The organism is Bradyrhizobium pachyrhizi, assembly GCF_001189245.1.
Lineage (GTDB): Bacteria > Pseudomonadota > Alphaproteobacteria > Rhizobiales > Xanthobacteraceae > Bradyrhizobium > Bradyrhizobium pachyrhizi.
Genome location: NZ_LFIQ01000070.1, coordinates 1 through 323, shown reverse-complemented (window position 1 = coordinate 323; position 323 = coordinate 1). Strand labels below are relative to the sequence as shown.

Annotated in this window: 1 protein-coding gene; it reads right to left on the bottom strand. The window is 66.3% G+C overall.

The features are described 5' to 3' along the window. Nucleotides 1-323, bottom strand: a 323-nt coding sequence (locus tag AKL29_RS14590; RefSeq protein ID WP_283809402.1) for a TCP-1/cpn60 chaperonin family protein, incomplete at both ends; no start/stop codon positions are given.

Genomic DNA, 323 nt, shown 5'->3' with positions numbered 1-323 from the left:
CCTCGTTGCCGACCTTCTTCATGGCGTCGGCGAGAAACTTGCCGATCTCGGCATCGCCGTTGGCCGAAATGGTGCCGACCTGGGCGATCTCCTCGTTCGAGGTGACCTTCTTGGAGTTCTTCTGGAGGTCCGCAACGACGGCTTCGACCGCGAGGTCGATACCGCGCTTCAGGTCCATCGGGTTCATGCCGGCGGCGACCGACTTGGCGCCTTCGCGCACGATGGCAGCCGCAAGCACCGTGGCGGTGGTGGTGCCGTCGCCGGCGGCGTCCGCCGCCTTGGCAGCGACCTCACGCACCATCTGGGCGCCCATGTTCTCGAAC